This window comes from Cloacibacterium normanense, from assembly GCF_002943105.1.
GTDB lineage: Bacteria > Bacteroidota > Bacteroidia > Flavobacteriales > Weeksellaceae > Cloacibacterium.
In genome coordinates, this window is the sequence record NZ_PTPZ01000009.1 from 38,897 (window position 1) to 64,118 (window position 25,222).

Below are 25,222 nucleotides of genomic sequence, written 5' to 3' on the forward strand. Positions count from 1 at the left end.
GTATGCAAATTCCACAGAGAAAAATCATACATGTAGATATGGATGCGTTTTACGCTTCTGTGGAACAGCACGATAATCCTGAACTTAAAGGAAAACCTATTGCTGTAGGCGGTGAACATAGAGGTGTAGTAGCCGCAGCAAGTTACGAATCCCGAAAATTTGGCGTTCGTTCTGCTATGTCTAGCAAAATTGCCAAAGAAAAATGTCCGAACCTTATTTTTGTAAAGCCAAGATTTCATCGTTACAAAGAAATTTCGCAAAAAATCAGAGAAATTTTTCATGAATATACTGACTTGGTAGAACCGCTTTCTCTAGACGAAGCCTATTTAGACGTTACCGAAAACAAAAAAAACATAGAGTCTGCCAATGAAATAGCAAGAGAAATTCGTCAAAAAATTTTTGAAGAAACAGGACTTACTGCTTCTGCGGGAATTTCGGTGAATAAATTTTTGGCTAAAGTAGCTTCGGATATCAATAAACCCAACGGACAAAAAACCATTCATCCTACTCAGATTTTAGATTTTTTAGAAGAACTTCCGATTGAAAAATTCTACGGAATCGGGAAAGTCACCGCCAATAAAATGTACAGTTTACAGATTTTCAGAGGCAAAGATTTGAAGGCAAAATCTATGGAAGAACTGGCAAGACTTTTCGGAAAATCTGGAATTTACTACTATAACGTAGTTCGCGGAATTCATCATGGAGAAGTAAAACCTCATCGAATTCAAAAAAGTGTAGGTGTAGAACATACTTTTTGGGATGATATCAACGAAGATGAAGAACTTTACCAAAAACTAAAATCACTAAGCGAAGAACTAGAATCTAGACTTTCGAAAAGAGAAATTAAGGGCAAAACCTTGACTTTAAAAATAAAATACAAGGATTTTTCTCAATACACGCGTAGCAAAACACAAGAAGTGTATTATGAAAACGCTGAAGATTTCTACGAAACCGCCCAAAAACTTTGGGAACTAAGACCTTATAATAAAGCGATTCGTTTGTTAGGTCTATCACTTTCTAACCTCAACACAGAAGAGAAAAAACAAATTTCTGTACAACTCAAAATTCCTTTTGAAGAATTCGAAAAAGAATAATTATAAAATAATTCCCTGAAAATCTGTAAATTAATTTCGGTTCATCGTTCTAATTTTGCAACATAAAAAACAGAAATGATGAACGGAACCATGATTCAATATTTCCATTGGTACACAGAAGGCGATGGAAAACTTTGGGAAGAAGTACAACAAAACGCAAAATATTTAGCAGAACTTGGCATTACAATGGTTTGGTTACCACCTGCTTACAAAGCTAATGGTGGCGGATTTTCTGTGGGTTATGATCCCTATGATTTATTTGATTTGGGAGAATTTGACCAAAAAGGTGGAATTCCTACCAAATATGGAACTAAAGAACAATATATTTCTGCTATCAATATGCTTCGTGAAAAAGGAATTGGAGCAATTGTAGATATTGTTCTGAATCACAAAGCTGGCGGTGATGAAAAAGAACGCTTCCAAGTATACAAAGTAGACCCAAACAATCGACAAAATTTCATTTCTGAACCTTTTGAAATAGAAAGTTACACTAAATTTACTTTTCCGGGAAGAAATAAAAAATATTCAGATTTCGAATGGAATTTCACTTGTTTTACAGGCGTAGATTTTGCCGAAGGTGAAGAAGGAGATTTCATTTATCAAATTATTACCGAACATGGTGATGGTTGGGAAGAAATGACCAGCGATGAAAAAGGAAATTACGATTTTTTGATGTACAATGACATCGAACATCGCAATCCTCATGTAAGAGAAGAACTTAATTATTGGGGAAAATGGTATCATGAAACCGTCGGTTTTGAAGGTGTTCGTTTAGATGCTGTGAAACATCAATCGCCTGAATTTTATAAAGAATGGCTTCAGTTATTACGAGCCAATACTGGTAAAAACCTCTTTGCAGTAGGAGAATTTTGGGCTCCCGGTGATTTACCACTTTTAGAAAAATATATTGAAGAAACCGAAGGTTGTATGAGCCTTTTTGATGCTTCTTTGCATTATAATTTGCATACTGCTTCACGATCGGGAAGTGAATTTGACATGCGAACAATTTTTGACAACACTTTGGTTCAAGCTCAACCAAATTTAGCTGTTACCGTTACTGATAACCATGACACTCAACCTTTGCAAGCTTTAGAAGCTCCTGTAGAACCTTGGTTTAAGCCGACTGCTTATGCATTAATTTTACTTAGACAAGAAGGTTTTCCTTGTGTTTTTTACCCAGATTTATTTGGAGCAACTTACAAAGATTATGGAAATGATGGCAATGAACACGAAATTTTCTTAGAAAAAGTAGACCAAATAGAAGAACTTTTGAAGTTGAGAAAAAATAATGCTTACGGAATGCAAAGAGATTATTTCGAAGATGCTAATTGCATCGGTTGGACTCGAGAAGGTGATGGCGAACATAAAGGTTGTGCAGTAGTCATCAGCAATAAAGAACAATACGAAAAACCTATGGAAATGGGAACTCAATATGCTGGTCAGTTTTTTTATGACGCATTAGGAAGATTCGAACATACTGTTCAAATTGATGAAAATGGTTGGGGAAATTTCACTGTTCCCGCTGGAAATGTAAGCGTTTGGATTCCTGAATAGTCTATTTCAAAGCTTTTTTAACTTCTGAAAATTTCCCATCAATAGGTTCTGAAATTTTTAAACCGAGAATTTCCGCAACCAAAGGATAAACACTCACATTCTGAAATTCATCGATTTCTGTTTGGTTTTTGAAAACATTTCCCCAAGCGTAAAAAATGGCTTTCATTTCTGGTGTTTTTCTAGAATTGTAGCCATGTTTTCCTGCAGAAGTAGATTTTCCTTTTTCTAAAAATATTTTTGGCGCTTTTGGAACTAATAAAATCTGACCGATACGGCTATATTTGTCATCTTTTGTTCCATAATGCAGTTTTCTAGGAAATTTTTTGGTCAAAAAAACTTGGTAATCTTCAGTTTTTGAATTTTTCAATTCACGAAATGCTGATTTTACCTCATCAGGATTTTTAACCACCACTCTGAGTAAGGTTTGAGAATTATAAATATCAAATCTTTCTTTATTGAGAAGCATTTCTGGAATAGACAGTGGATTTTCTTTATCAACTTTAATCATTCCGTGGTCTGAAACGAAGATGAAATTCACGTTTTTCAAACCCAATTGATTCACTTTTTCCACCAAATTTCCGATGGCGTTGTCTACCAACTGTACAGATTTTTCGGCTTCTGGAGATTCTGGTCCAAATCGATGACCTGCTCCATCTACTTCTGGAAAATAAAGTGAAATAAAGTGCGGACGAACATTTTCTGGCAATTTTAACCAGTTCACTACTTTATTAATTTTTTCTTCAGGTGAAAATTTTTCGTGATAGTGATAATAGTAAGTTGGTCTTGTTTTTCCAGCGTCACTTGCAGAACCAACCCATTGCAGAGAAGCGGTAACCATTCCTTGTTGCTCTGCCAAACTCCAAAGCGGAATTCCGCCGTACCAAGAACCATCTTCTGCATTTTCTTTTTTATTCATTGCATAGGCTTTTTTTCTGGAGTAATCATAGAAAAAATTATCTACCAAACCGTGATGAGAAGGATATAAACCTGTAATAATAGACCAATGATTCGGGAAAGTGATGCTGGGGTAACTTGGCAACATGGCTTTTGCTTTTACACCTTCATTTGAAAATTTTTGAAGATTTTGAGCATTATATTTTTCGGTATAATCATATCTGTAACCGTCTGCAGAAATAAAAATAAGGTATGGCTTTTCTAGTGCTTCTGTTGAATTAAATCTATTAGGAGTAATAACTTGGGCTGTATCAACCGCGAGATTATGTTGAGCAAAAAAGAGAGAAAACAGAAAAATAGTGAAACCCGAAAATATTTTTTTCATTGCAGATGATTTGCTACAAAAATACACGTTTTTTGCAAAAAAAATCCTAGCCATTTTAAAATGGCTAGGATTTAGAATATTTTATTAAGTTTTGATTATGCTTGAGCATTACCAGCACCTACTACGAAAGGTTCAACTTCTTTGATTTCTCCGAATTGAGCTTCATAGTTTTGGATATTTTGTTGAAGAGCAGCTAAAACTCTTTTTGCATGAAGAGGAGCAAGGATTACTCTGCTTCTTACTTGAGCTTGCTGAACTCCTGGCATTAATTGAATGAAATCTAATACAAACTCAGATGGAGAGTGGTTTACTAATGCAAGGTTGCAATAAGCACCAGCTGCTACCATTTCGTTTAATTGAATATTGATGTTTTGATCTTGGTTTTGGTTGTTATCCATTTGTATAAGTTTTAATAAGTTAATATTTTACATTCAAAAAAAAAAGAAGGTTTAAAGAACAGTAGAACTGTCTTTAAACCTTACATTCATATTAATTTAAATCCTCGAATTCTTTTTTAGAACCCACGATTACACTTTGATAATCTTTAAGACCTGTACCTGCAGGAATTCTATGACCTACGATTACATTTTCTTTAAGACCGTTTAGTTCGTCTACTTTACCAGACACTGCTGCTTCGTTTAGAACTTTAGTAGTCTCCTGGAATGATGCTGCAGACATGAAAGACTTAGTCTGTAAAGCTGCTCTGGTAATACCTTGTAATACAGGCGTTGCAGTTGCAGTAAGTGCTTCACGAACTTCTACTAATTGAAGATCTTCTCTCTTCAGTTTAGAATTTTCGTCTCTCAATTCTCTAGCGGTAATCATTTGACCAGCTTTGAAAATTTTAGAATCTCCTGGTTCAGTTACAACTTTCAATCCGAAAACTCTGTTGTTTTCTTCAAGGAAATCATATTTATGTTCTAGACTGTTTTCAAGGAATTGGGTATCACCTCCGTCTACGATTTCTACTTTAGTCATCATCTGTCTTACGATGATTTCGAAATGCTTATCGTCAATTTTTACCCCTTGTAAACGGTAAACTTCTTGAATTTCGTTTACTAAGTACTCTTGAACAGCTGTTGGACCTTTGATTCTTAAGATATCATCTGGTGTTACAGAACCGTCAGAAAGTGGCGAACCAGCTCTCACGAAGTCGTTTTCTTGAACTAAGATTTGATTAGAAAGTTTTACTAAATATTTCTTAATCTCACCCGTTTTAGATTCTACGATTAATTCACGGTTACCTCTCTTAATTTTACCATAAGAAACTACCCCGTCAATTTCTGTAACTACAGCAGGATTAGAAGGATTTCTCGCTTCGAATAATTCGGTTACTCTTGGTAAACCTCCTGTAATATCCCCTGCTTTTGCAGATTTTCTAGGAATTTTGATTAAGACTTTACCAGCCTTAATTTTTTCACCATCATTTACCATTAAGTGGGCTCCTACTGGTAAGTTGTATGCTTTTTGCTCAACTCCTTTAGAATCTACCACTTTCAAGGTAGGAATGGCTTTCTTATTTCTAGATTCTGAGATTACTTTTTCTTCGAAACCTGTTTGTTCGTCGATTTCTAATTGGAAAGAAACCCCTTGAATAATATCTTCGTATTCTACTTTACCAGCAGTTTCTGCGATGATAACCGCGTTATATGGATCCCATTTTGCAATAAGGTCTCCTTTTTTCACTTTATCACCAGGTTTTACAGAAAGTGCAGAACCATAAGGTACGTTTGCTACCATTAATGGAGTTCTCGCTGCATTATCTGCCACTAAACGGAATTCTGTAGAACGAGAAATTACGATATCTGCTTCATTACCGTTTTCATCTTCAGAAATAATGGTTCTTAATTCGTCAAATTCTACGATACCATCTCTCTTAGCAACGATAGTAGGATTTTCTGAAACGTTTCCTGCAGTTCCCCCTTGGTGGAAAGTTCTCAGTGTAAGCTGAGTACCTGGTTCCCCAATTGATTGTGCCGCAATTACACCTACAGCTTCTCCCATGTGAATCATCTTGCCTGTAGCTAGGTTACGTCCGTAACATTTCGCACAGATACCTTTTTTAGCTTCACAAGTTAATGGTGAACGAACTTCTACAGTTTCTATACCCGCTTCTTCTACTTTTTTAGCAAGCTCTTCGTTAATTAACTCATCTGCGTGAACTAAAATTTCGTCGTTTTCTGGGTTATAGATGTCGTGAAGAGAAACTCTACCAAGAATTCTTTCTGATAGTTTTTCTACGATTTCATCATTTTTCTTCAATGCAGCTACTTCTGTACCTCTTAATGTACCACAATCATCTTCTGTAATGATTACGTCTTGAGCTACGTCTACTAATCTTCTTGTTAAGTAACCAGCATCCGCAGTTTTAAGAGCGGTATCCGCAAGACCTTTACGAGCACCGTGGGTAGAAATAAAGTATTCCAAAATTGACAAACCTTCTTTAAAGTTCGCTATAATTGGGTTTTCGATGATCTCTGCTCCTACTGCACCAGCTTTTTGTGGTTTTGCCATCAAACCTCTCATACCAGATAACTGACGAATCTGTTCTTTAGAACCCCTCGCTCCAGAATCTAGCATCATATATACAGAGTTGAATCCACCTTGGTCAGATTTCATTCTGCTCATAATCATCTCAGTAAGACCAGCATTGGTATTGGTCCAAACGTCAATTACTTGGTTATAACGTTCTGTATCTGTGATAAGACCCATGTTATAGTTCCCTTTAATCTCGTCTACTGTTTCAATTGCTTGAGCAATCATGGTTTTCTTTTCTGCTGGTACTACAATATCAGCCAGTGAGAAAGATAGACCGCCTTTGAAAGCGTTCATATAACCAAGATTTTTCATATCATCAAGGAACTTAACAGTAGTTGGGAAATCTGTATCTGCTAAGATTTTACCAATTACGTTTCTTAATGATTTTTTAGTCAATAATTCATCAATATAACCTACTTGTTTAGGAACAATTTGGTTAAATAGAATTCTACCAACTGTAGTATCTTGAAGTTTAGTTACGATTTCTCCTTCTTCTGTTTTAAATGGAAGTCTACATCTTACTTTAGCGTTAAGAGAAACTTGACCTTCAGAGTAAGCAATTTCTACTTCTTCTGGAGAATAGAATACTAAACCTTCACCTTTTACCTTGTGCGTTTCTGTAGAATGCGCTTCTTTGGTCATGAAATATAGACCAAGAACCATGTCCTGAGAAGGTACGGTAATAGGAGAACCATTTGCAGGGTTCAAGATATTCTGAGAACCTAACATTAATAACTGAGCTTCTAGAATTGCTTCTGGGCCTAAAGGTAAGTGTACCGCCATCTGGTCACCATCGAAGTCGGCGTTGAATGCCGTAGTTACTAACGGGTGAAGTTGGATAGCTTTACCTTCAATCATTTTAGGCTGGAACGCTTGGATACCCAATCTGTGAAGGGTAGGTGCACGGTTCAATAGAACTGGGTGACCTTTCATCACGTTTTCTAGAATATCATAAACTACTGGTTCTTTTCTATCAATAATTCTTTTTGCAGATTTTACTGTTTTTACAATACCTCTTTCAATAAGTTTTCTAATGATAAATGGTTTGTAAAGTTCTGCTGCCATATCTTTAGGAATACCACACTCATGTAATTGTAAGTTAGGACCTACAACAATAACCGAACGTGCAGAGTAGTCTACCCTTTTCCCTAATAAGTTCTGACGGAAACGACCTTGCTTACCTTTCAATGAATCTGAAAGGGATTTCAATGGTCTGTTTGATTCTGATTTTACAGCAGATGATTTTCTAGTATTATCAAATAATGAATCTACCGCTTCTTGAAGCATACGCTTCTCATTTCTCAAGATAACTTCTGGAGCTTTAATCTCTAAAAGTCTCTTTAGACGGTTGTTTCTAATGATAACTCTTCTGTATAAATCATTTAAATCTGATGTAGCGAATCTACCACCATCTAGTGGAACTAATGGTCTTAATTCTGGTGGAATTACAGGAAGAACACGCATCACCATCCATTCTGGGCGGTTAATCATTCTGGTATTAGCACCTCTAAGAGCTTCTACTACAGATAATCTTTTTAATGCTTCAGTTCTTCTTTGTTTAGAAGATTCATTGTGAGCTTTGTGACGAAGATCGTAAGAAAGAGCATCTAAATCAATTCTCTTTAACAATTCTTCCACAGCTTCAGCACCCATTTTAGCAACAAATTTGTTAGGGTCTGTATCTTCTAAATATTGATTTTCGATAGGAAGGGTTTCTAAAACATCTAGATATTCTTCTTCTGTTAAGAATTCTTTGTCTTCGAAATCAGAACCGTCTGCTTTTTTAGCGATACCTTGTTGGATTACTACATATCTTTCGTAGTAGATAATCATATCTAATTTCTTAGAAGGTAATCCTAAAAGGTAACCAATTTTGTTTGGAAGTGAGCGGAAATACCAGATGTGAGCAACTGGAACCACTAAATTAATGTGTCCAATTCTCTCTCTACGTACTTTTTTCTCGGTAACTTCTACACCACAACGGTCACAAACGATGCCTTTGTATCGAATTCTCTTATATTTTCCACAAGCACATTCGTAATCCTTTACAGGACCGAAGATTTTCTCGCAGAATAAACCATCTCTTTCTGGTTTGTGAGTTCTATAGTTAATCGTTTCTGGTTTTAGCACCTCTCCTTTTGACTCTTGAAGAATGATTTCAGGAGAAGCTAAACCGATGGTGATTTTACTAAATCTACTTGTTTTATTTTTTGACATAATCTGTTCAAATAAAAATTAAAAAAATGAGGATTACTCTTCCAATCTTATATCAAGACCTAGACCTTGTAATTCGTGTAACAATACGTTGAAAGATTCTGGAATACCAGGTTCTGGCATAGCCTCACCTTTTGCGATTGCTTCATACGTTTTCGCTCTACCGATTACGTCGTCTGATTTCACGGTTAAGATTTCTCTCAAGATGTTAGACGCTCCGAATGCTTCTAGAGCCCAAACCTCCATCTCTCCGAATCTCTGACCACCGAATTGTGCTTTACCTCCTAATGGTTGCTGAGTAATTAATGAATAAGGACCGATAGAACGTGCGTGCATCTTATCATCTACCATGTGTCCTAGTTTCAACATATAAATTACCCCAACTGTAGCAGGCTGAGTAAATCTCTCACCAGTACCACCATCATATAAATAAGTACTTCCGTAGATAGGAAGACCTGCTTTTTCGGTGTATTCTGTGATTTGTTCTAAGCTTGCACCATCAAAGATAGGAGTAGCAAATTTTAATCCTAATTTTTTACCAGCCCATCCTAAAACGGTTTCGTAAATCTGACCGATGTTCATACGAGAAGGTACACCTAGTGGATTCAATACGATATCTACAGGAGTTCCGTCTTCTAAGAATGGCATATCTTCTTCTCTTACGATTCTAGACACGATACCTTTGTTACCGTGACGACCTGCCATTTTATCACCTACGTTTAATTTACGTTTTTTAGCGATGTATACTTTAGCTAGTTTAATGATACCTGCTGGTAGTTCGTCTCCAATAGAAATAGCATATTTCTCACGGTTTTTAACTCCTTGAATATCATTATATTTAATTTTATAATTATGAATTAATTGTTTAATTAAATCATTTTTATCAGCATCTACAGTCCAATCTGCACCACTTACGTTTACATAATCTTCTACAGATTGAAGAAGTTTAAGCGTAAACTTAGCTCCTTTTGGAATGATTTCTTCTTCTAAGTCGTTATTAACACCTTGAGAAGTTTTACCATTAACAAGAGTATTTAATTTTTCAAGAAGGGTATTTCTTAATTCATCGAATTGAGCTTTGTATCTGTTTTCGATTTCTTCAAGTTTTAACTTCTCTTCAGTTCTTTTCTTCTTGTCTTTGATGTTTCTTGAGAATAATTTTTTGTTGATAACAACACCTCTCAGTGAAGAGTCTGCTTTTAATGAAGCATCTTTTACATCACCAGCTTTGTCACCAAAGATTGCTCTCAATAGTTTTTCTTCTGGTGTAGGATCAGATTCACCTTTTGGAGTAATTTTACCAATTAAGATATCACCAGGCTTCACTTCTGCACCAATTCTAATCATACCGTTTTCATCAAGGTCTTTCGTAGCCTCTTCAGAAACGTTAGGAATATCTGCAGTTAGTTCTTCCATACCTAGTTTGGTATCTCTTACCTCTAGTGAATACTCATCTACGTGTATAGAAGTAAACCAGTCTTCTCTTACTACTTTCTCGTTGATTACAATCGCATCCTCGAAGTTATACCCTTTCCAAGGCATGAAGGCTACAGTAAGGTTTCTACCAATAGCTAATTCTCCTTTTTCGGTAGCGTAACCATCACAAAGCACTTGTCCTTTTACTACGGTATCACCCACTCTTACGTTTGGTCTAAGAGTAATGGTAGTAGATTGGTTGGTTTTTCTGAACTTAGTTAAGTTATATGTTTTAGTAGCAGATTCGAATTGTACTAAATCCTCATCTTCGCTTCTTTCGTATTTAATTACGATTTTGTCTGCATCTACATATTCTACTACACCATTTCCTTCAGCATTAATTAAGATTCTAGAATCTGTAGCCACTTGTTTTTCTAAACCTGTACCTACGATTGGAGCTTCTGGTTTTAACAATGGAACAGCCTGACGCATCATGTTAGATCCCATCAATGCACGGTTCGCATCATCATGCTCCAAGAAAGGAATTAAAGATGCAGAAATACCAGCAATCTGGTTAGGTGCGATATCTAATAAGTCTACTTGACTAGGCTCTACTACTGGATAGTCACCATCAAGACGAGCAATAACTCTTTCTGTATTGAAACTTCCATCTTCTGCTAAATCTACGTTTGCCTGAGCAATGATTTTAGATTCTTCATCTTCTGCATTTAAATAGATTGGTGCTGCAGAGAAATCTACTTTACCATTTTCTACTTTTCTATATGGAGTTTCGATGAAACCTAAATTATTGATTTTAGCATAACATCCTAATGAAGAAATCAAACCGATGTTTGGTCCTTCTGGAGTTTCAATCGGACAAATTCTTCCGTAGTGAGTATGGTGAACGTCACGCACCTCGAAACCTGCTCTTTCTCTTGATAAACCACCAGGTCCTAAAGCTGAAAGTCTTCTCTTATGAGTGATTTCAGATAGTGGGTTGGTTTGGTCCATGAACTGAGAAAGCTGGTTGGTACCAAAGAATGAGTTGATTACTGATGTTAATGTTTTAGCATTTACTAAGTCTAATGGCGTAAAGATTTCGTTATCTCTTACGTTCATTCTTTCTTTAATTGTTCTCGCAATTCTAGAAAGACCTACACCGAATTGACCAGCTAATTGCTCACCAACAGTTTTAATTCTTCTGTTTGATAAGTGGTCGATATCGTCAACTTCAGTTTTAGAGTTTGCAAGCTCTATTAAGTGTCTTACGATAGAGATAATATCTTCTTTAGTAAGAACTTCTGTAGTAGTAGGGATGTTAAGACCTAGTTTTTTGTTCAATCTGTAACGACCAACTTCACCTAATGAATATCTTTGTTCAGAGAAGAATAATTTTTCGATAATTCCTCTTGCAGTTTCTTCATCTGGTGGATCTGCGTTACGTAACTGACGATAAATGTATTCTACCGCTTCTTTTTCTGAGTTGGTAGGGTCTTTTTGTAATGTATTTTGAATGATAGAGAATTCACCGCTATTTTCGTTGTGGATTAAGATAGACTTAACACCAGCATCTAAAATAAGGTCTAAGTGTTCTTTTTCAAGAACAGTTTCTCTGTCAAGGATAATTTCATTTCTTTCGATAGAAACTACTTCACCTGTATCTTCGTCTACGAAATCTTCGAACCAAGTATTCAATACTCTCGCTGCTAAAGTTCTACCTTGAACTTTTTTAAGATTCGCTTTAGATACTTTTACTTCTTCTGCCAAGTCAAAAATCTGAAGAATTTCTTTATCAGACTCATAACCGATTGCTCTAAGTAATGTAGTTAAAGGTAATTTCTTTTTACGGTCAATATACGCATACATTACGTTATTGATATCCGTAGTAAATTCCATCCAAGATCCTTTGAAAGGGATAATTCTTGAATAGTACAATTTAGTTCCGTTTGCGTGATACGTCTGTCCAAAGAATACACCTGGAGATCTGTGTAACTGTGTTACAATTACACGTTCTGCACCATTGATGATGAATGAACCAGAAGGAGTCATGTAAGGAACTGGACCTAAATATACATCTTGAATTACTGTCTGGAAATCTTCATGTTCCGGGTCAGTACAGTATAGTTTAAGTCTTGCTTTAAGAGGCACACTGTAAGTAAGTCCTCTTTCCACGCATTCGTCAATAGAATAACGAGGAGAATCTACCAAATAATCTAGAAATTCTAATACGAATTGATTTCTAGAATCTGTAATAGGAAAGTTTTCTTGAAAAGTCTTGTAAAGACCCTCATTCACTCTGTCCTCAGGAAGTGTATCTAACTGGAAAAACTCTTTGAAAGATTGCAACTGGATATCTAAGAAATCCGGAGTCACAACGTTCCCTTTCGCAGAAGAAAAGTTAATTCTTTGATTTTCCTGAGTGCTTGTGATAGCTTTTGATTTACTCATAAAATGGTAAGAAAAGTTGGGTTAAAAAATATTTTACTTTATTTTGAAAAATATCAGCAAGATTAAAGACTAACGTCTTCGCTCTTAACTAACTGCAACACTGGTATATCTTTTCACAGTGTAGTGCAAAATATTTTTTCTTTAGAATTTAAAATTTTCAAATAATTGAAAATCAGTGAGTTATAATTTTAAAACAATTTAACTCTTAAAATAGACATAGACCTACCCAATTCTGGGAAGGTCTAAGTCTTATACGGTGTAAATAGATTATTTTAATTCTACTTCTGCACCAGCTTCTTCTAATTGCTTCTTAAGAGCTTCAGCTTCATCTTTAGATGCACCTTCTTTAATTGCAGTTGGAGCACCATCTACCATATCTTTAGCTTCTTTAAGACCAGCACCAGTTAAATCTTTTACTAATTTAACGATAGCTAATTTAGAAGCACCAGCTGATTTAAGGATTACGTCGAATTCAGTTTTTTCTTCAGCAGCATCAGCAGCTCCACCAGCAGCTACAACTACAGCAGCAGCAGCAGGCTCAATTCCGTACTCATCCTTAAGGATAGCAGCAAGTTCGTTTACGTCTTTTACAGTTAAGTTTACTAGCGTTTCAGCTAAATTTTTTAAATCTGACATTGTATTAATGTTTAAATTGTTGAACGATTTATGTTATTTTTTTGAGTGTCTATTGAGACGGTTTAATTATTCAGCAGCAGGAGCTTCACCTTCAGCTGCAGGAGCTTCTGGAGTTTCTTCTGTTGCAGGAGCTTCTACTTCTGTTGCAGGAGCTTCTACAGCTGGAGCTTCTTCAGTTTTAGCACCTTTTGCTTCTTCTTTATTTTCTAAAGCAGAAATTAATCTTTGGATAGGAGATTGAAGTAATCCGATGATTTCACCAATCATTTCTTCTCTAGACTTGATATTTGCAAGAGTATCTAGGTTGTTATCTCCAACGTAGAACGTTTCTTGTAAATAAGCAGACTTAAGAGCTGGGAAAGCTTCTTTCTTTCTGAATCCTTGAATTAATTTAGCAGGAGCGTTTGCAGTTTCTGAAATCATTACAGCAGTATTCCCTTTGAAAGTTGGGAACATTTCTGAATAATCTACACCTTCAATTTGCTCCATTGCTTTTTGTAATAAAGTATTCTTTACTACTTTAAGCTTAATATTATTTTTAAATGCTTGTCTTCTAAAATCTGAAGTCTGAGCAGCATTCAATCCTTCAAGATTTGCTACATACACTACTTTAGCGTCTTGTAACATATCTTTAATCTCTTGTATTACTAATACTTTTTCTTCTTTTGTCATTGTCTTTCAGATTTTAGTTAACAGATTTAGTATCAATTGCAATCCCCGGACTCATTGTAGAAGAAAGATAGATAGATTTTACGTAAGTACCTTTAGCAGCGGTAGGCTTAAGCTTAATTAATGTATGAATTAATTCAGCAGCGTTTTCTTTCAATTGTTCTGGAGAGAAAGAAACTTTACCAATACCAGCGTGTACAATACCGTATTTATCTACTTTGAAATCAATTTTACCAGCTTTTACTTCTGCAACAGCTTTACCTACTTCCATAGTTACAGTACCTGATTTAGGGTTTGGCATTAAACCTCTAGGACCTAAAATTCTTCCTAATGGACCTAATTTACCCATTACAGCAGGCATAGTAACGATTACGTCTACATCTGTCCAACCGTCTTTGATTTTTTGTAAATATTCATCAAGACCTACATAATCAGCACCAGCTTCTTTAGCTTCTGCTTCTTTATCTGGAGTTACTAATGCTAATACTTTAACATCTTTACCAGTTCCGTGAGGAAGAGATACTACACCTCTTACCATTTGGTTTGCTTTTCTAGGATCTACCCCTAATCTAACTGCAAGGTCAACAGAAGCATCAAACTTAGCATAGTTTAATTCTTTTACTAATGCAGAAGCTTCATCAAGGTTATATACCCTGTTTTTCTCTACTTTGCTCGCAACTTCTTTTTGCTTTTTCGTTAATTTTGCCATTTCAATAAGTTTTAAGCGTTAGACGGTTTAGTTCCAGTTACTCTCAATCCCATAGATCTTGCAGTTCCTGCAACCATTGATAATGCAGAATCCATTGTAAAGCAGTTCAAATCAGCCATTTTATCTTCAGCGATTTTTTTCACTTGTTCCCAAGTTACAGAACCTACTTTTACTCTGTTTGGTTCTCCAGAACCTCCTTTTACCTTAGCAGCTTCCATTAATTGGATTGCAGCTGGCGGAGTTTTAATTACGAATTCGAAAGACTTATCTTCGTAAACAGTAATTAGAACCGGTAAAACTTGCCCTGGCTTGTCTTGTGTTCTTCCATTAAATTGTTTACAAAACTCCATAATGTTTACCCCAGCAGAACCTAAAGCAGGACCAACTGGTGGTGAAGGGTTAGCAGCGCCACCTTTCACTTGGAGTTTCACCATTTTAAAGACTTTTTTAGCCATTTTTTAATTTTTAAAAATTTTTAATTTATGAATGTGGAAGCATTTATAAATCAGCAAGTTAGATTATCTCACCTTCCTAACTTACTTTTTGTGGGTGCAAAATTAAGAAAAATTTCTTAACTAACAAGTGTAAATCGCTGAAATTTAAAAAGATATTCAATATTTTTTAATGAAACCTAAAATTAGCTTCGGGTAAAGTATTGCTTTTCAGAAATTCTTCATATTCTGGCGAAAGCAATTTTCTTTCGTAGGTAGGTTTTCCGTTTTGTGAGGCCAATCGTATTTTATTTTTGCCATATTTCTTGTTCAGAGAATCCATAGCTTTCATAATCGGGAGATGTTTTTCTTCTACATCTTCTTCAAAAATATTAATCAGTCTTTGATTTTCTGGAACAAAATCAGAAACAATTACGCCAGCCTTTTTATACAAAAAACCATCTTTATAAATGGCTTCAAAAATAGCATTTGCGGCTTTAGACAAAACAATGGAAGAACTACTTGGGTTAGGCAAAACCACAGAAAATCCGTTTTTGTATTCTGGTAAATCTTTTCTAAATCTATTCGTTTGTAGAAATACAGAAATCACTTTACAACAACTGTTCTGTTTCCTTAACTTTTCGGCACAAGAGAAAGCAAAGGTTTCTACGCGTTCTCTCAGCATTTCTTTATCCGAAATCATCTCCATAAAGCTTCTGGTAGTGGCAATAGATTGTTTTTTAGAAGGAGAATCAAGTTCTAATTGTTTAATTCCTTTTAATTCATTAATCATTCTCACGCCGTGAATTCCCATCAATTTTCTAACCCAAATTTCTGGCTTCTTAAGCAAATCTGCCGCTTTATACACTCCCGCATCTTTCATCTTATTTCCCAATCTTCTGCCAATTCCCCAAACATCACCAATCTCTAACCACTGAAGTGCTTTTTCTATTTTTTGTGGAGTATCGAGCATACAAACCCCTTGAAATTTTTCTGGATATTTCTTAGCAATTCTATTGGCTACTTTTGCCAATGTTTTGGTAGGAGCTATTCCTATACTCACAGGAATTTTTGTTTTCTGCAGGATAACGTTTTTGATATTTTGAGAATACTCTTCTAAATTGAAATATTTGAACCCATGAAAATCTAGAAATAGTTCATCTATACTGTAAATTTCAAAATTGGGAGAAAACTCTCTGGCAATCGCAGAAACTTGTTGACTTTTGAAATTGTAATATTCAAATTTAGCGGAGAAACATTTCACTCCATGTTGCTCAAATAAATCTCTATACTTGAAGACTGGCGCTCCCATAGGAACTCCTAAATCCTTCGCTTCATTACTTCTAGACACTACACAACCATCATTATTAGACAAAACCACGACTGGAACCTCCTGTAAAGAAGGGTCTAAAACTCTTTCGCAGCTCACAAAAAAATTATTACAGTCTAATAGCGCAAACATAATAGAAGAAATTTAGAAGAATTAAACGCTAAAATGAGAGTGTAAAATTAGAAAGATTACACGACAAAAGAGGGCGTTTTTAGAAAGATTTATCCACAAAAAAACCACTCTAATCAGAGTGGCTCATTATTTTGTATGATAAATTTTACAATTTTTCTACTTGCATGTAAGAAAGTTCCATAGGAGTTTTTCTACCGAAAATCATTACAGAAACTTCTAATTTCTTCTTGTCTTCTAAGATTTTTTCTACAGTACCATTAAATCCATTGAAAGGACCATCGATTACTTTTACACTTTCTCCTACTACAAATGGAATTTCTATTTCTGTAGCAAATTCAGAAAGTTCATCCATTTTACCAAGCATTCTGTTTACTTCAGATTTACGCATCGGAACAGGATCACCTCCTTTTGTAAGACTTAAAAAAGAAATTACACCAGGTAAATTTTTAATAATATGTGGGATTTCTCCTATCAGATTAGCTTCTACCATTAAGTAACCAGGGTAAAAAGGCTTTTCTTTAGGCACTTTTTTACCATTTCTTACTTGGATTACTTTTTCCATAGGAATAACTACTTGAGTAACGTAAGCTTCAAGATTTAATCTTTTAACTTCGCTCTCAATGTAGGCCTTAACTTTATTTTCCTGGCCACTAATAGCTTTTAATACATACCATTTTAAATCGCTCATGGAAAAATTTTTAATTAAAGAAACCTATGAAAATTGCTAATATATTTTTAATAGCTGTGCTAAATAATGAATCTACTCCGAAAGTAAACAATGCTAATATAACAGTAGCTACAGCCACTACTATTGTAGAAGATTGTAAATCAGCCCACTTTGGCCATTCTACTTTATATCTAAATTCTGAATAAGAATCTTTTAAAAAATTGATAAGTGAGTTCATAATTTATATTTGCACGGGCACAAGGATTCGAACCCTGATCAACGGTTTTGGAGACCGGTATCCTACCATTGGACGATGCCCGTAGTTAAAAAAGCTCCGTAAGTTTCCTTACGGAAGCTTTATTTATTTAAGATGATTAATCTAAGATTTCAGTAACCTGACCAGCACCTACTGTTCTACCACCTTCTCTGATCGCAAATCTAAGACCTACGTTAAGAGCGATTGGCTGTAACAATTCTACAGTGATAGTTAAGTTATCACCAGGCATTACCATCTCTACACCTTCTGGTAAGAAGATTTCACCTGTTACGTCAGTAGTTCTTACATAGAACTGAGGACGATATTTGTTGTGGAATGGAGTGTGTCTACCACCTTCTTCTTTAGAAAGAACGTAAACCTCAGCTTTGAATTTCTTGTGTGGTTTCACAGAATCTTTCTTAGCGATTACCATACCTCTCTTGATGTCAGTTTTCTCGATACCTCTTAATAATAAACCTACGTTATCACCAGCTTCACCTCTATCTAAGATTTTTCTAAACATCTCAACACCAGTGATAGTAGAAGTTAACTTCTCATCACCCATACCTACGATGTCTACTGGATCACCTGTATTGATAACACCTGATTCAATTCTACCAGTTGCTACAGTACCTCTACCTGTAATAGAGAATACGTCTTCGATTGGCATTAAGAATGGCTTATCTTGATCTCTAACTGGTAATTCAATCCAGTTATCAACAGCATCCATAAGAGCTTCTACAGTTTCAACCCATTTTGGTTCACCGTTAAGTGCACCTAGAGCAGAACCTTGAATTACTGGAGAGTTATCACCATCATATTCGTAAGAAGATAATAAATCTCTTACTTCTAATTCTACTAATTCTAATAATTCAGCATCGTCTACCATGTCAACTTTGTTCATGAAAACAACGATTCTTGGTACGTTTACCTGACGGCAAAGTAGGATGTGCTCTCTAGTTTGTGGCATTGGACCATCAGTAGCAGCAACTACTAAGATAGCTCCATCCATTTGAGCAGCACCAGTAACCATGTTTTTAACATAATCGGCGTGACCTGGACAGTCTACGTGAGCATAGTGTCTGTTTACAGTTTCATACTCTACGTGAGCAGTATTAATAGTAATACCTCTTTCTTTTTCTTCTGGAGCAGAGTCAATTGAAGAGAAGTCTTTCATTTCAGCTAATCCTTTCTCAGCTAATACTTTAGTAATAGCAGCAGTAAGGGTAGTTTTACCATGGTCAACGTGACCAATAGTACCAATGTTTAAGTGTGGTTTGTTACGATTAAACGTTTCCTTTGCCATGATTTTAATATTTAATTTATTAACTATTGAAATTTTCAGTGCGCAAATATAGTGATTTTTTGAATATCAAAATCTTTTTATTAAAAAAAATTTCAACATTCAGTTTCAATACGTTTGACACTATGATATTATCTTATTTTTGAGGGTACAAATTTAAGAATTTATTTTAAATAAAAAAGTCTCTCAAAATATTTTGAGAGACTTTTATTTTGAGCCAACTATGAGATTTGAACTCACGACCTCTTCCTTACCAAGGAAGCGCTCTACCCCTGAGCTAAGTCGGCTTGAAAAAAAAATCACATACCGCTTATTTGGAATGTGATTTATTTAGAGCGGAAGACGGGGGTCGAACCCGCGACATTCAGCTTGGAAGGCTGACGCTCTACCAACTGAGCTACTTCCGCAATTTGTGTTTACAAATTATTGTTGGTAAACGGTGTGCAAATTTATAAAATTTTTCTAAACCTGCAAATTAAATTTATAAAAAAGTGGGGAGAGCAGGATTCGAACCTGCGAAGTCGTAAGACAGCAGAGTTACAGTCTGATCCATTTGGCCACTCTGGAATCTCCCCGCTTGTTTTTTATAAATTATGAGCCTCCAGAGGGATTCGAACCCACGACCCCGAGATTACAAATCACGTGCTCTGGCCAACTGAGCTATGGAGGCAAAATTTGAGATTTCAAAAGAACTGTTATTCCCTTTTTGCGAGTGCAAATATAATACAGTTTTTTTGAAATCCACAAATATTTTTTAAAAAAATTTTAATTATTTTTCTATGCCATTTCTTTTTTCTTGATTAACAGTTTCTTAGCAGTATCATAACACTGGTCTAAACTTTCTTCAAAACTAGCACTTGTCTTCTTTACCACAATATCATCACCTGGAACATGTAATCTTATCTCAGCAGTCTTGTTTTCTTTTTCAGAAGAATTCTCTACTTTTAAGAAAACTTCGCACTCGATAATTTTATCATAAAAGGTTTCTAACTTATTTAATTTTTTGTCTAAATATTCTTCTAGTGGTGCATGTGGTGTTAAACCGATTGATTGTACTGTAATTTTCATAACGCTAACATTTTTTTTAATTAAAAAAGAAAAACTAATCTTCTTTTTTATAGGCTCTGGGATGAGCCTGATTAAACACTCTTTTTAATTGCTCTATATTGCCATTCGTGTAAACTTGTGTAGAAGCTAAACTAGAATGACCTAAGATTTTTTTAACTTTAGAAATTTCCGCGCCATTATTCAAAACATGAGTGGCAAAGCTATGCCTTAAAATATGTGGACTCTTTTTTTTCTTTAAAGTTATAAGACTAAGATAGCTATTTACCACTGAATACACAAATTTTTCGGATAGTTTTTTTCCATTTTCACGAACGAAAAAATAAATACCAGAATCTTCATTAAACTTTCTAATTGCTATGTATTCCCTCATCTGTTTTAGTAGATTTTCAGAAATGGGAACTACTCTTTGCTTATTTCCTTTCCCTTTGACAAATATTTCAGATTTTGAAAAATCTACTTGCTCTAATAATATATTGCAGAGTTCCGATTTCCTCATTCCAGTTTGGTAAAGCGTTTCTATAATAAGCTTTTCTAAAGAATTCTCTGATTCACTTTCTAAAATCTCTCCTAAATTTTCCATCTCCTCTTCAGAAATAGGAATTTGTTTTTCGGCATAAAATTTTAGGGAAGGTATCGTTTCTAAAGGAGAAACTTGAATTTCACCTATTTTCAGAAGATATAAATAAAAGCTCCTTAAACTAGAAAGTTTACGGTTAATACTTCTTTTTTGGATTTTTTTCTCAGAAAGTGAGACAATGAAATTACGAATGATTTTTTTATCTACCTTTTTTAAATCTTCCGTTCCTTCTGTTTCTGAAATAAACAGCAGCAAGTCTTCTAAATCTTTTTTATAACTCACCAGCGTATTTTGAGAATAACGCTTCTCTACAGAAATATAATCTAGAAACTTGTTAATCATAAATTAATAGGTGTATAAAATAAAAATCACTTCTCAAATATAAGAATTTGAAAAGTGATTTAGATATTTTTTAAAGAAAAACTAATTAAGCTTGTTCTTCTTTGCTTAATTCTCTTTGCTTATGAGCTGCTTTTAGCTTTGATTGTCTAAAAGTTACAGAAGGTTTTGTAAACTGTTGTCTAGCTCTTAAAGCTCTTACAACACCAGTTTTATCAAATTTTCTTTTATACTTTTTAAGTGCTCTGTCGATAGACTCTCCGTCTTTTACTGGAATTATTAACATATATTACATCTCATTTTGTGGTTGCAAAAGTATGAAATTTTTTAAACTCCACAAAATTTAATTACAAAAATTAAAAAATTTCTTTGTGAAGCTGTGCTTTATACAGATTTGCATAATATCCATTTTTCGCCAATAGTTCTTCGTGTTTGCCTTCTTCTACTACTTTACCAGAATCCATCACAAGAATTTTGTCGGCTTTTTCTATGGTTGACAATCTATGCGCAATGATAATTGAAGTTCTGTTTTGAGTAATTTTCTCAGTAGCTTTCTGTATCAATTTTTCACTTTCTGGGTCTATAGAAGAAGTTGCTTCGTCTAAAATCAAAATTTTAGGATCAGAAAGATAAGCTCTTAAGAAAGATAACAATTGTCGCTGACCAAGAGAAATACTACTTCCTCTCTCGCTTACTACAAAGTCATAACCTCCCGGTAATCGCTCAATAAATTCATCTACTTCTATATCTTGGGCAACTTTTTTAATTTTTTCAAGCGGAATAATGTCCCCCAAAGTAAGATTTTCATAAATACTCCCATGAAAAAGGAAAACATCTTGCAGAACTACCCCTACTTTGCTTCGCAAATCGTACAATTCATAATCTCTGATATCAATATCATCCAGTAAAATTTTACCTGAGTTAATATCATAAAATCTTGTAATCAACTGAATAATGGTAGATTTCCCAGCACCAGTCGCTCCAACTATTGCTACTGTTTCGCCTGGATTTACTTTGAAATCGACTCCTTTCAGAACTTCTTGCTTTTCGTCATAAGAAAATCTTACATTTTGGAATTCTATCTTTCCTTCGATATGGTCTTTTTTGATGGTTCCGAGATTCGGCATCGAGTTTTCTTCGTCCATAATTCCTAAAACTCTTTCTGCACCTACCAAACCACGCTGAATATTATTAAATCTATCTGCAATCTGACGAAGCGGACGAATTAACATATTAATATAAGAAATAAACGCAATCACTTGTCCTGGAGAAATATCTCTCGCCGTCAATGCATTATATCCTGCCACAAAAAGAATCAACCCTATAAAAACAGAAGAAATCAATTCCACCACAGGAAAAAACAATGAAAAATAGAAAACCGTTTTCAGTAAAGCTGCCTTTAAATTGACATTAATATCATCAAATTTCTTAAATTCTGCTTCTTGTCTATTAAAAACTTGAATGAGTGACATTCCCGAAAGTCTTTCTTGCACGAAACTGTTTTGAGTAGAAGTCCAAGCTCTTTCGTCACCAAATGCTTTTCTTAGTTTTTTCTGAAAAAACCTTGTAATCACCAACATGATAGGTAAAATGGTAAGCGAAATATAACTCAGCTCCGTATTCACCTGAAACATCGCTACCAAAACGAAAACCACTTTTAAAATATCTCCGAAAACCATCAAAAATCCATCCGTATAAACCGTAGCAATGGTTTCTACATCTCCTACTGCTCTGGTCACCAAATTTCCGATGGCTGTTTTATCAAAGAAAGCAGTTTTAAAATAAATAAGTTTATGATACAGCCTTTCTCTAATGTCTCTAATTACATTTTGAGCGATATAATTAGAAAGAAAAACAAGAAAGAAATTCAAAATAGTTTCTGCTACTACCAAACCAATTAAGAAATAAATATCCTTCATCAAGACGTTATTGTCTTTAAGTTTTAAGATATCAATATCTACGATCTGCTGAGTAAGAATAGGTCTATACACCGAAACTATCGCTAAAATAATAGAAATAATTAGGGCTAAAATAAACCACGTTCTAAATTTCATTCCTATGAAAAAAAGACGCTGAATGATATTGCTGGTGGTTGGTTTTTTGTTCATAATTTTTTAAAAATCGTATCCTACATCTACTAAAAATAATGCATGAGCTGGTGCAGAAGTTCCTGCAACACCTCTATTTTTAGCTTCTATCACATTTCTTAAATCGGCAGGTTTTAGTTTTCCACTGCCTATTTCTACCATAGTTCCTACAATCGCACGAACCATATTTCTGAGAAATCTATCTGCTGAGATGGTAAATTTAAGTTCATTTCCGTTTTGTTCCCAATTTGCGTGATAGATTTTACAAATATTGGTTTTATTATCTGCTCCCACTTTTGCAAAACTCCCGAAATCTTCGTACTCAAAGAGAATTTTGCACGCTTCATTCATTTTTTCCATATCCAGAGATTTTCTCCAATGTTGCCACGCAAATTTTTCAGAAAAAGGATTTTTCTCCAGCGAAATATAATATTCATACGTTCTGTATTTTGCTGAAAATCTCGCGTGAAAATCTTCTTTTACCTCAAAAATCTTCTTCACAGCAATACTTGGTGGAAGAAAAGAATTCAGTTGATGCACTAATTTCTTAGAAATTTCCCCATCAAAATCAAAATGAGCAAACATTTTTTTGGCGTGAACTCCCGTGTCTGTTCTTCCTGCTCCTGTAGTTTTAATTTCAGTTCGCAGAATCATAGAAAGTGCTTTTTCTAATTCTTCTTGCACAGAAATCTCATTTGGCTGAATTTGATAGCCAAAAAACGTAGAACCATTGTAGGAAAACTCAATAAAGTAACGCAATTTTTATATTTTTGTAGAATTCAACTGCAAAAATACATTTTTTTGAAAAGAATCCTTCTACTTTCCGACACCCATTCTTATATAGACGATAGAATTTTAGAATATGCTAAAAATGCTGATGAAATTTGGCATGCTGGTGATTTTGGAAATTTAGAAGTGATAGACGAACTGAAAAAAGTAGGAACATTACGAGGTGTTTTCGGGAATATTGATGAAGCAAAAATAAGAGCTGAATTCCCAGAAATAAATGTTTTTGATTGTGAAAAAGTAAAAGTAGTGATGATTCACATTGGCGGATATCCTCATAAATATGCACCAAGAGTGAAACAAATATTAAAGGAAGAAAAACCTCAAATTTTTATTTCCGGACATTCTCACATTTTGAAAGTAATGTATGACAGAGAATTAGAAATTCTGCATCTCAATCCTGGCGCTGCTGGAAAACATGGTTGGCATAAAATGAGAACCATGCTGAGATTTGAAATCAATGGTGAGAAAATTGAAAATCTAGAAGTGGTGGAATTGGGAGCGAAGTAAATTATAAGAATTTGGAAAATTTAGAAAACTTATTGAAGTTAAATCTCGAGTTTGATAGTGTTGAGAATATTTTAAAACTTATTTCAAAAGCACAAAATCTAGAACTTCATTCAATCGTTCTAGAAAAAAAATATTGTGAGGAGATCTATGCATTAAGGTATGAAATAAGTGAAGAACTAGGAAATCAACCGCCATATTTTATGAAAGCCTTTCATAAGCTTGTTGAAAATTTAAAACACAGCAATACCGCAAATATTGGAATTACTAGTTTTAATTTAGAAGATGATAACGATAGATTTTACATTATTTTCTTTGAAAAAATCGAAAATAAAATTTTAGGAATATTGTCAAAATAACTTTAAAATGAAAATAGGCGATTTGGTTTCGGTGATAGATGATGATTTGAAAGGGAAAATTTCTGCTTTCAAAGAAAATCTAGTGCAAATAGAAGACGAACATGGTTTTCATTATGACATTGAAAAAAGTAAAGTCGTACTCTACAATCATAATATTTATGATGATATTTCTATCACTGCAAAAAAGGAAACCTCTACTAAAATTTCTAAAAAAAATCAAACTCAACCGCAGTCCATCGATTTACATTTCGAAAAATTGGTCAATAATCCTCAAGATTTTGAATCTTGGGAAAGATTGATGATTCAGCGTGAAAAGCTCATTGAAAAATTAGAATATTGCAGAAGCAACAACATGAAAAAACTGAACATTATCCACGGAATTGGGGATGGCGTTTTGCAAAATATGGTACACGAAGTTTTACAAGGTTTCGCAGGAATAGAATACGAAGACCATGATTTTTTCTATCACAGCACGGGAAATGCCTTGGTTACTTTTTTGTAGAATTTGGCAGCAATTTGAAATAACTTACCACAAATTTTCCATCCTTCACTTCACCGATGACTTCTGCTTTTTTGACGGCATTGCAAAAACCGTCATCAGCATGTGCATCTCCGTGTTCATCTATTTTAGTACCTTCTACGAAATAACTTTTCCCGTCAATTCTTACGGCTAAATCACAACCTTTTTTGTCTTTCATTTTGAACTGACATTGTCCGCAAGCTGCTTCTACAACTTGCTTCTTTTTCTCTTGAGAAAATCCAAAAGTAAAACTCAAAAGTGCAATAAATAAAACGAGATTTTTCATATTACCTTAACTATCTT

The 25,222-nt window shown here is 34.6% G+C and carries 23 protein-coding genes and 5 tRNA genes; 5 read left to right on the forward strand and 23 right to left on the reverse strand.

The window, feature by feature from the left end; all coding sequences use genetic code 11:
- Positions 1-2: 2 nt before the first annotated feature.
- Together dinB and C3729_RS12000 are read left to right on the forward strand one after the other, a co-directional pair.
- Positions 3-1,094 carry a DNA polymerase IV gene (gene dinB, locus C3729_RS11995; protein WP_104794376.1) on the forward strand — a complete coding sequence of 364 codons (1,092 nt, stop codon included), beginning with the start codon at positions 3-5 and terminating at the stop codon, positions 1,092-1,094.
- 75 nt (positions 1,095-1,169) lie between these two features.
- Positions 1,170-2,648, forward strand: coding sequence for an alpha-amylase (locus C3729_RS12000; RefSeq protein WP_260204523.1), 1,479 nt, complete (start codon positions 1,170-1,172; stop codon positions 2,646-2,648).
- A 1-nt stretch (position 2,649) separates the two neighbouring features.
- Here the strand turns inward: C3729_RS12000 and C3729_RS12005 are convergent, their stop codons facing one another.
- The 22 genes from C3729_RS12005 to truA all read right to left on the reverse strand — a co-directional run bounded on the left by C3729_RS12005 (position 2,650) and on the right by truA (position 23,506).
- Positions 2,650-3,927 (reverse strand): ectonucleotide pyrophosphatase/phosphodiesterase, encoded by a 1,278-nt coding sequence (locus tag C3729_RS12005; RefSeq protein WP_104794378.1) that lies wholly within the window; start codon positions 3,925-3,927, stop codon positions 2,650-2,652.
- A 95-nt stretch (positions 3,928-4,022) separates the two neighbouring features.
- The gene (locus tag C3729_RS12010) at positions 4,023-4,325 is read right to left on the reverse strand and encodes a DUF3467 domain-containing protein (protein ID WP_069799559.1); all 303 of its coding nucleotides are present in this window, start codon (positions 4,323-4,325) and stop codon (positions 4,023-4,025) included.
- A gap of 91 nt (positions 4,326-4,416) precedes the next feature.
- The gene (rpoC, locus tag C3729_RS12015) at positions 4,417-8,685 is read right to left on the reverse strand and encodes a DNA-directed RNA polymerase subunit beta' (RefSeq protein WP_104794379.1); all 4,269 of its coding nucleotides are present in this window, start codon (positions 8,683-8,685) and stop codon (positions 4,417-4,419) included.
- Between the two features lie 30 nt (positions 8,686-8,715).
- Positions 8,716-12,543 (reverse strand): DNA-directed RNA polymerase subunit beta, encoded by a 3,828-nt coding sequence (rpoB, locus tag C3729_RS12020; RefSeq protein WP_104794380.1) that lies wholly within the window; start codon positions 12,541-12,543, stop codon positions 8,716-8,718.
- Positions 12,544-12,810: 267 nt separating this feature from the next.
- Positions 12,811-13,179: a 50S ribosomal protein L7/L12 gene (gene rplL / locus C3729_RS12025; RefSeq protein ID WP_104794381.1), complete on the reverse strand. Its 369-nt coding sequence runs from the start codon at positions 13,177-13,179 to the stop codon at positions 12,811-12,813.
- 66 nt (positions 13,180-13,245) lie between these two features.
- A complete protein-coding gene (rplJ, locus tag C3729_RS12030; RefSeq protein ID WP_104794382.1) occupies positions 13,246-13,851 on the reverse strand; it encodes a 50S ribosomal protein L10 in 606 nt (201 codons plus the stop codon).
- A 13-nt stretch (positions 13,852-13,864) separates the two neighbouring features.
- Positions 13,865-14,557 (reverse strand): 50S ribosomal protein L1, encoded by a 693-nt coding sequence (rplA, locus tag C3729_RS12035; protein WP_104794383.1) that lies wholly within the window; start codon positions 14,555-14,557, stop codon positions 13,865-13,867.
- Positions 14,558-14,568: 11 nt separating this feature from the next.
- Entirely contained in the window at positions 14,569-15,012 is a 444-nt protein-coding gene (gene rplK, locus C3729_RS12040; protein ID WP_069799571.1) for a 50S ribosomal protein L11, read from the reverse strand.
- Between the two features lie 166 nt (positions 15,013-15,178).
- Positions 15,179-16,450: a Y-family DNA polymerase gene (locus C3729_RS12045; RefSeq protein ID WP_104794384.1), complete on the reverse strand. Its 1,272-nt coding sequence runs from the start codon at positions 16,448-16,450 to the stop codon at positions 15,179-15,181.
- 145 nt (positions 16,451-16,595) lie between these two features.
- A complete protein-coding gene (nusG, locus tag C3729_RS12050) occupies positions 16,596-17,138 on the reverse strand; it encodes a transcription termination/antitermination protein NusG (protein ID WP_104794385.1) in 543 nt (180 codons plus the stop codon).
- 10 nt (positions 17,139-17,148) lie between these two features.
- Entirely contained in the window at positions 17,149-17,355 is a 207-nt protein-coding gene (gene secE / locus C3729_RS12055; RefSeq protein WP_069799577.1) for a preprotein translocase subunit SecE, read from the reverse strand.
- A gap of 12 nt (positions 17,356-17,367) precedes the next feature.
- A tRNA-Trp gene (locus C3729_RS12060) sits at positions 17,368-17,438 on the reverse strand.
- A gap of 53 nt (positions 17,439-17,491) precedes the next feature.
- On the reverse strand, positions 17,492-18,679 hold the full coding sequence (tuf, locus tag C3729_RS12065) for an elongation factor Tu (protein WP_069799579.1): 1,188 nt from the start codon (positions 18,677-18,679) through the stop codon (positions 17,492-17,494).
- Between the two features lie 212 nt (positions 18,680-18,891).
- Positions 18,892-18,963 (reverse strand) — tRNA-Thr (locus C3729_RS12070).
- A 47-nt stretch (positions 18,964-19,010) separates the two neighbouring features.
- Positions 19,011-19,083 (reverse strand) — tRNA-Gly (locus C3729_RS12075).
- An 85-nt stretch (positions 19,084-19,168) separates the two neighbouring features.
- A tRNA-Tyr gene (locus C3729_RS12080) sits at positions 19,169-19,251 on the reverse strand.
- A 21-nt stretch (positions 19,252-19,272) separates the two neighbouring features.
- A tRNA-Thr gene (locus tag C3729_RS12085) sits at positions 19,273-19,346 on the reverse strand.
- A 107-nt stretch (positions 19,347-19,453) separates the two neighbouring features.
- On the reverse strand, positions 19,454-19,744 hold the full coding sequence (locus C3729_RS12090) for an HPF/RaiA family ribosome-associated protein (RefSeq protein ID WP_069799581.1): 291 nt from the start codon (positions 19,742-19,744) through the stop codon (positions 19,454-19,456).
- 34 nt (positions 19,745-19,778) lie between these two features.
- Positions 19,779-20,663, reverse strand: a complete 885-nt coding sequence (locus C3729_RS12095) for a tyrosine-type recombinase/integrase (protein ID WP_104794386.1) — start codon at positions 20,661-20,663, stop codon at positions 19,779-19,781.
- 85 nt (positions 20,664-20,748) lie between these two features.
- Entirely contained in the window at positions 20,749-20,946 is a 198-nt protein-coding gene (rpsU, locus tag C3729_RS12100; protein WP_104794387.1) for a 30S ribosomal protein S21, read from the reverse strand.
- A gap of 70 nt (positions 20,947-21,016) precedes the next feature.
- Positions 21,017-22,768 (reverse strand): ABC transporter ATP-binding protein, encoded by a 1,752-nt coding sequence (locus C3729_RS12105; RefSeq protein WP_104794388.1) that lies wholly within the window; start codon positions 22,766-22,768, stop codon positions 21,017-21,019.
- A 6-nt stretch (positions 22,769-22,774) separates the two neighbouring features.
- On the reverse strand, positions 22,775-23,506 hold the full coding sequence (gene truA / locus C3729_RS12110; RefSeq protein WP_104794389.1) for a tRNA pseudouridine(38-40) synthase TruA: 732 nt from the start codon (positions 23,504-23,506) through the stop codon (positions 22,775-22,777).
- Positions 23,507-23,548: 42 nt separating this feature from the next.
- Here truA and C3729_RS12115 point away from each other — a divergent pair, with 42 nt between their 5' ends.
- Genes C3729_RS12115 through C3729_RS12125 form a run of 3 tightly spaced genes read left to right on the forward strand, consistent with a single transcriptional unit; the run spans position 23,549 to position 24,901 of the window.
- Positions 23,549-24,043 (forward strand): metallophosphoesterase family protein, encoded by a 495-nt coding sequence (locus C3729_RS12115; protein ID WP_104794443.1) that lies wholly within the window; start codon positions 23,549-23,551, stop codon positions 24,041-24,043.
- Between the two features lie 11 nt (positions 24,044-24,054).
- Complete coding sequence (locus C3729_RS12120) at positions 24,055-24,399, forward strand: hypothetical protein (protein ID WP_104794390.1); 345 nt, start codon at positions 24,055-24,057, stop codon at positions 24,397-24,399.
- A 7-nt stretch (positions 24,400-24,406) separates the two neighbouring features.
- The gene (locus tag C3729_RS12125) at positions 24,407-24,901 is read left to right on the forward strand and encodes a Smr/MutS family protein (protein WP_104794391.1); all 495 of its coding nucleotides are present in this window, start codon (positions 24,407-24,409) and stop codon (positions 24,899-24,901) included.
- On the opposite strand, the gene C3729_RS12130 is transcribed toward C3729_RS12125, so the two are convergent.
- A complete protein-coding gene (locus tag C3729_RS12130) occupies positions 24,888-25,205 on the reverse strand; it encodes a DUF6370 family protein (RefSeq protein WP_104794392.1) in 318 nt (105 codons plus the stop codon). The genes C3729_RS12125 and C3729_RS12130 overlap by 14 nt on opposite strands.
- Positions 25,206-25,222: the final 17 nt, after the last annotated feature.

Bases quoted from the DNA above. Each gene is read 5' to 3' on its own strand.
- dinB (WP_104794376.1), top strand. From the start codon at position 3: ATGCAAATTCCACAGAGAAAAATCATACATGTAGATATGGATGCGTTT.
- C3729_RS12000 (WP_260204523.1), top strand. From the start codon at position 1,170: ATGATGAACGGAACCATGATTCAATATTTCCATTGGTACACAGAAGGC.
- C3729_RS12005 (WP_104794378.1), bottom strand. From the start codon at position 3,927: ATGAAAAAAATATTTTCGGGTTTCACTATTTTTCTGTTTTCTCTCTTT.
- C3729_RS12010 (WP_069799559.1), bottom strand. From the start codon at position 4,325: ATGGATAACAACCAAAACCAAGATCAAAACATCAATATTCAATTAAAC.
- rpoB (WP_104794380.1), bottom strand. From the start codon at position 12,543: ATGAGTAAATCAAAAGCTATCACAAGCACTCAGGAAAATCAAAGAATT.
- rplL (WP_104794381.1), bottom strand. From the start codon at position 13,179: ATGTCAGATTTAAAAAATTTAGCTGAAACGCTAGTAAACTTAACTGTA.
- rplJ (WP_104794382.1), bottom strand. From the start codon at position 13,851: ATGACAAAAGAAGAAAAAGTATTAGTAATACAAGAGATTAAAGATATG.
- rplA (WP_104794383.1), bottom strand. From the start codon at position 14,557: ATGGCAAAATTAACGAAAAAGCAAAAAGAAGTTGCGAGCAAAGTAGAG.
- rplK (WP_069799571.1), bottom strand. From the start codon at position 15,012: ATGGCTAAAAAAGTCTTTAAAATGGTGAAACTCCAAGTGAAAGGTGGC.
- C3729_RS12045 (WP_104794384.1), bottom strand. From the start codon at position 16,450: ATGTTTGCGCTATTAGACTGTAATAATTTTTTTGTGAGCTGCGAAAGA.
- nusG (WP_104794385.1), bottom strand. From the start codon at position 17,138: ATGAGCGATTTAAAATGGTATGTATTAAAAGCTATTAGTGGCCAGGAA.
- secE (WP_069799577.1), bottom strand. From the start codon at position 17,355: ATGAACTCACTTATCAATTTTTTAAAAGATTCTTATTCAGAATTTAGA.
- tuf (WP_069799579.1), bottom strand. From the start codon at position 18,679: ATGGCAAAGGAAACGTTTAATCGTAACAAACCACACTTAAACATTGGT.
- C3729_RS12090 (WP_069799581.1), bottom strand. From the start codon at position 19,744: ATGAAAATTACAGTACAATCAATCGGTTTAACACCACATGCACCACTA.
- C3729_RS12095 (WP_104794386.1), bottom strand. From the start codon at position 20,663: ATGATTAACAAGTTTCTAGATTATATTTCTGTAGAGAAGCGTTATTCT.
- rpsU (WP_104794387.1), bottom strand. From the start codon at position 20,946: ATGTTAATAATTCCAGTAAAAGACGGAGAGTCTATCGACAGAGCACTT.
- C3729_RS12105 (WP_104794388.1), bottom strand. From the start codon at position 22,768: ATGAACAAAAAACCAACCACCAGCAATATCATTCAGCGTCTTTTTTTC.
- C3729_RS12125 (WP_104794391.1), top strand. From the start codon at position 24,407: ATGAAAATAGGCGATTTGGTTTCGGTGATAGATGATGATTTGAAAGGG.
- C3729_RS12130 (WP_104794392.1), bottom strand. From the start codon at position 25,205: ATGAAAAATCTCGTTTTATTTATTGCACTTTTGAGTTTTACTTTTGGA.